The organism is Candidatus Neomarinimicrobiota bacterium (genome assembly GCA_034716895.1).
Classification (GTDB): domain Bacteria; phylum Fidelibacterota; class UBA8477; order UBA8477; family JABMPR01; genus JABMPR01.
Window position 1 is genome coordinate 1 of record JAYEKW010000238.1, and the last position, 7,275, is coordinate 7,275.

The 7,275-nt window shown below is 44.2% G+C and carries 6 protein-coding genes; 5 read left to right on the top strand and 1 reads right to left on the bottom strand.

The features are described from left to right. Positions 1–189 precede the first annotated feature (189 nt). The gene (locus U9Q77_13155) at positions 190–1,581 is read right to left on the bottom strand and encodes a hypothetical protein (protein MEA3288303.1); all 1,392 of its coding nucleotides are present in this window, start codon (positions 1,579–1,581) and stop codon (positions 190–192) included. A 380-nt stretch (positions 1,582–1,961) separates the two neighbouring features. Between U9Q77_13155 and U9Q77_13160 the strand changes: the two genes are divergently transcribed. From U9Q77_13160 to U9Q77_13180, 5 genes are all read left to right on the top strand, one after another. After that, positions 1,962–3,077, top strand: a complete 1,116-nt coding sequence (locus tag U9Q77_13160; protein ID MEA3288304.1) for a DegT/DnrJ/EryC1/StrS family aminotransferase — start codon at positions 1,962–1,964, stop codon at positions 3,075–3,077. A gap of 62 nt (positions 3,078–3,139) precedes the next feature. Further along, the gene (locus U9Q77_13165; GenBank protein ID MEA3288305.1) at positions 3,140–3,520 is read left to right on the top strand and encodes a four helix bundle protein; all 381 of its coding nucleotides are present in this window, start codon (positions 3,140–3,142) and stop codon (positions 3,518–3,520) included. A 139-nt stretch (positions 3,521–3,659) separates the two neighbouring features. Further along, entirely contained in the window at positions 3,660–5,234 is a 1,575-nt protein-coding gene (locus tag U9Q77_13170) for a Gfo/Idh/MocA family oxidoreductase (GenBank protein ID MEA3288306.1), read from the top strand. A gap of 328 nt (positions 5,235–5,562) precedes the next feature. Beyond that, the gene (gene rfbB, locus U9Q77_13175) at positions 5,563–6,621 is read left to right on the top strand and encodes a dTDP-glucose 4,6-dehydratase (GenBank protein ID MEA3288307.1); all 1,059 of its coding nucleotides are present in this window, start codon (positions 5,563–5,565) and stop codon (positions 6,619–6,621) included. A 162-nt stretch (positions 6,622–6,783) separates the two neighbouring features. Beyond that, a partial coding sequence (locus tag U9Q77_13180; GenBank protein MEA3288308.1) for a sugar phosphate nucleotidyltransferase occupies positions 6,784–7,275 on the top strand: 492 nt, incomplete at its 3' end.

Here is a 7,275-nt window from a genome sequence, read left to right on the forward strand (position 1 = left end):
GAGGACTCAGGCCAATGGGGTGTTTGGCAAGATCGAGGACCATGTGAAGATGAAGATGATGATGATGGCTAATCATTTAGTCCTCGATACGATTTCTACAAAATCACTCGGTACCCAGTTTCGATAATCTTAGTTTTCCTGTCATCTGTCATCTGTCATCTGTCACCTGTCACTTGTCACTTTTTGCCTTTACTTCAAACTTTCCATAATCTGAGGTAAAATCGTGGCATTTAGTTTCTCCGCTGCATTGTTGAAGGCTTTGTTGGCAGCATTTTGATAACTCAGGTCGACCCCTTTCACTCTGGAAAGCGAATTCTTATAAATCTCATCTCCAGTACTGCGGTCGAGCACATTCAGGCTGACATCAGCAAAAGTAGTAAATAGTCCGCTGAACTCAGTACCCTGTATGGCTGTAGCCGTAAGCGTCATTTGCCAATCTGCCTTGGATGGATCATTCACAAAATGAAATCCCTGGTGGATAAAATGATTTTTCACCAGAGGTTCAACTTGCAATTGCCTTAATGTCTGACCATTGAACATTTCCACCGCTTCCAGATAGATGGTAGGGTTGCTCACATCAATAATGATCCGGGTGGTCGCTCGAGGGATGCTATTTAGGATACTTGTCAGGATAGGCGAGAGCTCATTACCAAGCAAACCATCCAGATCGATAGAAGCCTCCAGTATCTGAAGCGTTTCACCTGAGGTGATGGCAGAGACCTGAAGCTCGGCAAAACCCCGGCTCCCAGTATTGATCGACTCAATTAATGCACCAGCTCCTTTTCTAAAGTGAAGACTCAGGGGTAGGTTTTTTACAGATAGACCACTGCTTCGTCTAGCATGGATCACAAGTTTATCAGTGATGGGCTTACCCAACTTTCCCTTCACATTGGATTTGTTAGGGGAGAGGGTGATATCGGTGATCAGGGTGTTGATGAACTGATTAACTTCATTGCTCAGAATTACGTTGTGACCTGCCATATCTACTGTCAGAGCCTCATTAAGATAGGGGATCAGGGGGATGAAAGCCTGAGTTGAAGCATGTAAAGCTTCTGAAAAATCACTTAGTTTTTCTGCTGCCAGGGCTTTCTGTAGAAAGTCCTTCGACAACCCCAGCGCAGCTTGACGTTTTCTGGCTTGAATGGCAGCATACTTGGCTTTGGATAAACGATAGTAAGCATACTGATAATTCTGGTCTTGCCAACTATCCACAAATTCGTGACCTTCCAAGTCTGCAACAGCCTGAGATCTTGCAGTAGCCAGATACTCTTCCTCTGTGATCTCACCCTTTTCGATGAGGGTTGTTACGATATCACTGGTGATCCTGACGGTGATTTGTCCAGCCAGGTCTGCCAAAGCCAGGTCCTGAGCACTTTTCAGAGCTTCTGTTCCATACTGACTTTTTGCAGCTGAACCGATACCACTATAAAAATTCGGATCGGTGGGGTGATCTATAAGCCAGATGGGTTTTGGCTCCTTGGGCATATAGAGCGGTGCGGTTGATGGTGTGCTGCTGGATCCACAGCCCCAGATAAGCAACAGAATTGAAGTAAGAGACAGTGCTTTGGAAATAAATTTCATGATAACCCCTGATGTTTATGCATAAAAAAATTGTGCTCAAAAATAGCTGGTGGAAGCCATATTCAAAATGTTGAATGAGTGTTGGAATGGAATCAGTTCTCCCGCCAAATCTTCGTCTTTGCGAGGAGTGAAACGACGAAGCAATCTCTTTGGATTTCGGATTCAACGATTAAAAAAGAGGGATCGCCACATCAGTACCTCGCTCACGAAGACGAATGAATTGTCTACCCCAATCAAATGAGCCAGGACCATAATAGGATTCACCGGATTCTTATTTATTTTCATACGAGAACAAACGCTTGGAGTGAACTTTGCAAGGGCAAGTGAGTTAGCATGCTGGAAGCGATAAGATATACACAATAAGAGTAAGGAAAGTTAACATGCAGTTTATTGATTTGGGCAAACAACAGAGTATGATCAAAGACGCAATTGATACCCGGATTCAGACGGTGCTGTCCCATGGAAAATATATCATGGGTCCAGAGATCAAGGAAATGGAAGCCCAATTAGCTGAATACGTCGGAGTGAAACACTGCGTGAGCTGCTCCTCTGGTACCGATGCTTTACTCATGCCATTGATGGCCTGGGGCGTAGGTCCCGGTGATGCTATCTTTACCACACCTTTTACTTTTATTGCTTCAGCAGAAGTGATCCAGCTATTGGGTGCTACCCCCATCTTTGTTGATATTGACCCCCAGACCTATAATATTGATCCTGTGCTTCTAGATGCAGCCATCAATGAGGTCGTTGAAGCTGGTGAGTTGAATCCCAAAGCCATCATCCCTGTAGACCTATTTGGCCTTCCTGCTGACTATCCAGCGATTGAAGCAATTGCCAAAAAATATGATATCAAGGTTTTGGAGGATGGTGCCCAGGGTTTTGGTGGTGAGATCAATGGTAAAAAAGCCTGTAGTTTCGGTGATGCGGCTTCCACTTCATTCTTCCCTGCCAAACCGCTGGGTTGTTATGGTGACGGTGGAGCAGTCTTCACAGACGATGATGAGCTATACGAAAAACTTTTATCAGTAAGGGTCCATGGTAAGGGCGGGGATAAATATGACAACATCCGGATCGGTATCAATGGCCGGATGGATACGCTTCAGGCAGCCATTGTTCTGGAAAAATTCACTTTATTTCCCAACGAAATAAAATTGCGCAACAAAGCAGCTGCAAAATACAATGAATTGCTGGCTGAATGTGTTGTCACTCCCAGTACTCCTGAGGGCTATACGTCGGTGTGGGCTCAGTATTCAGTATTGGCCAAAAATGCTGAGGAGCGTCAAGCAATCCAAACCAGACTGAAGGATGCCGGTATCCCATCGGCAGTATACTATCCCAAGCCTTTACACCAGCAGACCGCCTTTGCCCATCTGGGTTATCAGGATGGTGATTTCCCCATCAGTGAAGAGATGAGCCAACGGATATTCAGTTTACCGATGTATCCCTACATTCCAGAAGAGGATATAGAGAAAATAGTAGAAGTGATAAGAAGATAGTTCAAGGTCGAAAGTCTGAAAGTCCAAGGTTAACAGCTCTATATGCAGATGGCTGATACTTTATGACCAAAGTCTCTACATTTGAAGAGTTACGAATCTGGCAGGAGGCAAGACTGCTTGCGAAAGATATTTATATCGCTAATAGCAGTGAGCAATCAAAGGGTGCAAAGGATTGGGGTTTTCGAAACCAGATTCAAACAGCGGTTGTTTCAATTACGAATAATATTGCTGAGGGCTTTGAACGGTCTTCAGATAAGGACTTTGCCAGATTCCTGGATATCGCGAAAGCCTCTTGTGGGGAAGCACGGAGTATGCTATATCTTGCTGAGGATTTGAATTACATAGCTGTCAACAAAGCACTAGAACTAAGAAATAAGTCGATTTCTATTTCAAAAGGTATCTCTACTCTTACTAAACACTTAAGAAAACAGCCTGAGATTTAGAGACATCGGACCTTTGACTTTCGACCTTCGACCTTCGACTTTTGACCTTAAGACCTTTGACCTTCGACCTTAAGACCTTTGACTTACACATAATGGCAGAATAATTTGAACACCAGAAACATTACATGATGAGGACACAATGAGTAAAAATAAAAAGATCTGCGTTGTCGGCGCTGGCCGCTGGGGAACCAACCACATCAAGACTCTGCACAACCTGGGAGCCCTGGGTGGTATAGTAGAATCCAGAGAGAATCGTCGGGAGGAATTGAAAACTCTGTTTCCTGAGATCAAGTTGTTTAATAGTGTGACTGAAGTTTCCCTGGATGAATTTGATGGGTTCACTGTTGCCACACCGGCTGAAACTCATTTTGAAGTTGGCTCCTACCTGTTGGAGCAGGGCAAACACGTTCTGATCGAAAAACCGATTGCCCTCAACACTCGGGAAGCCGGTAAGCTTAAAGAACTTGCGGATAAACATGGTGTCAATCTCATGGTGGGACATGTTCTGTTGTTTCATCCTGCCATCATTAAGATCAAGGAAATGATCGACTCCGGTAAGATCGGCAAACTGGAGTATATTTACAGCAATCGGCTCAATCTGGGCACGGTACGAACAGAGGAAAATATTCTGTGGAGTTTTGCTCCTCATGATATTTCTATTTTCGAATATTTTATTGGTTCTAATCCAGTTGAAGTGGTGAGTCGAGGAGGCGCGTTTTTGCAACCTGCCATCCACGACACAACCATGACCACTCTGACCTACCCTGATAATGTGGTTGGTCATATTTTTGTAAGCTGGCTGCATCCTTTTAAAGAACACCGCATGGTGATCATCGGCTCTAAGGGCATGATCTCATTTGAAGACAGTTCTCAGGAGAAGGATATTCTTTTTTATGAAAAGGGTATCGATTGGGTGCAAGGCGAGCCTATCAAACGTGATGGCCCCACGGAAGTTATCCCCTATGAGAAGGGCTTTCCTCTAACCAATGAATTACAGTATTTTATTGATCATCTTGATGGCTCAAAGCTAGAGATTGCTGATGGACAGAATGCATATGATGTATTGGAAGTGCTGGAGAAAGCCACAGAATCACTTCAGGGTGAGACTTCGGAAGTAGCCAGTCCAGAGGCTGCTGAAAATAAGGATTATTTCGTACACGAAACCAGCGAGGTCGATACGGACGTTCGGGTAGGTAAGGGTACTAAAGTTTGGCATTATTCCCATGTACAGAGTGGATCCACAATTGGCGGAAACGTTTCCATTGGTCAGAATGTGAATGTGGGTAATAATGTTAAGATCGGGAATGGAGTGAAGATTCAGAACAATGTCTCGGTCTATGAAGGGGTGGAGCTTGAGGATTATGTATTCTGTGGTCCCTCCATGGTTTTTACCAATGTTATGCAACCCCGATCTGAATTTCCTCAGCGAGGTACCCAGTTCTACGCAAAGACTTTGGTTAAAAAGAGTGCAACTATTGGAGCGAATGCCACCATCGTTTGTGGAAACACAATAGGTGAGTATGCCTTTATTGGTGCCGGTGCAGTAGTTACCAAAGATGTGCCGGCATTTGCCATGCTTGTAGGAAACCCCGGACGAATCATAGGCTGGGTGGATAAACTGGGTCATAAACTCAAATTTAATGATCAGGGCTTAAGTGCATGTGGAAGATACCAATTATCCAACGAGATCGTCAAGTTTTTAGGGGACAATTAAACTGGCGCTGGATAAAAGCATACACTCGGACATTGAGGTAATCGAAATGTCTCGTGTAAAGGCTTAGAGAGTACTTCGGCATCCCTCAGCACACCGCACTTCGATAAACTCAGCACATCGCACTTCGATAAACTCAGCACAGGCGGCTATATTTATAATTTGACGATCTCGCAAAAACTACCTCTCACCCTTCGCCCCTCGATTTCCGACTTTCGACTTTCGACTTTCGACCTTTGACCTTTGACCTTTGACCTTTGACCACCAAAACTTTTAACTATTTTTATCCCGCACTATTTGAAGAGTCAAAACTTTTTCATGGAGTAGAAATTTGAAAAAACTAATAGTAACAGGTGGGTCAGGTTTTATTGGGAGCAATTTTATTCTCAAACAAATTGGCGAGACACAAAACCACATCTTAAACATCGACAAATTAACTTACGCTGGGAATCAGGAGAATTTGTTGCCCATAGCTGATCATGAACGATACCGTTTTGTAAAGGGTGATATCACTGATGCCGATCTGATCGACACTATCATCAATGATTTTCAACCAGATGGCATCATCCATTTTGCAGCTGAATCCCATGTGGATCGTTCCATTGACGGACCCATGCCATTTATCATGACCAATGTTGTGGGTACTGCCATTCTTTTGGACCGGATGCATCATTACTGGAAGCGTTTGTTAGGGGCTAAAAAGGATAACTTTCGCTTCCTGCATGTTTCCACGGATGAAGTCTTCGGTTCCCTGGGATCTGATGAACTATTCCGCATTGATACACCATACGATCCCAGTTCACCCTACTCAGCCTCCAAAGCAGGATCTGATCATCTAGTTAGAGCATGGGGACGTACTTTTGGATTTCCCGTCTTGCTAACCAATTGCACCAATAACTACGGGCCGTACCAATTTCCAGAAAAACTGATCCCTCTCATGGTTATCAATGCCATCTCTGGCAAACCCTTACCTATATATGGTGACGGCTTGAATATCCGGGATTGGCTCCACGTGGAAGATCATTGTGATGCGATCTATCAAGTTTTTCAAAAGGGGCAAATAGGAGATACTTATTTAGTTGGTGGGGAGGAAGAGGTCACCAATCTCCGGGTTGTGGAAACCATCTGCTCTATCTTAGACCAGATCCAACCCGCAAAATCGGGTAAGCGTTACCAGGAACAGATCACTTATGTGACAGATCGCCCCGGTCATGATGTCCGTTATGCAATGGATATTAGCAAGATAAGAAACGAACTGGACTGGAATCCCTCTCACAGTTTTGAAGAAGGAATAAAAGAGACCATCAGATGGTATCTGGAAAATCGAGAGTGGTGGACCAAACTTCAGCAAAAAAATATCTACGAACAAGAACGGCTGGGAGTAAAATAGCCCAGCCGGTAAAGTAATAAATGGAAAGTTGAGATTGACAATCCTATAATGCAAGAAGCCATCGTCTCGCTGAGGCTTTCGAAGCGTGGGTATAGACTTTCGACATTCGACTTTCTGACTTTTGACTAGAAACTAATAGTATAGCATAATGGAGATTAACACATGAAAGGCATTATTTTAGCCGGAGGCGCAGGGTCGCGTTTACACCCCTTAACCCGGGTGGTTTCCAAGCAGCTCCTGCCCATTTATAACAAACCAATGATTTACTATCCTTTATCAACACTCCTACTGGCTGGCATCAATGAAATCCTGATCATCTCAACACCAGAAGATTTGCCCCGCTTCGAACAACTCCTCGGTGATGGCAGTCGTTTTAACGCGACATTTTCATATGTAGTGCAGCCAAGTCCTGACGGATTAGCTCAAGCCTTTATTTTAGGTGAAGAGTTTATTTGCGATGACGATGTCTGCCTGATCCTGGGAGACAATATCTTCTTTGGCCATGGTCTCATCGATATGCTCAAGGAAAGCACCCGGATCGTAGCTGACGAGGGTGATGCAGTGGTTTTTGCCTATCATGTTGAAGACCCTCAACGCTATGGTGTGGTAGAATTTGAAGAATCTGGAAAAGCTTTATCCATCGAAGAAAAACCG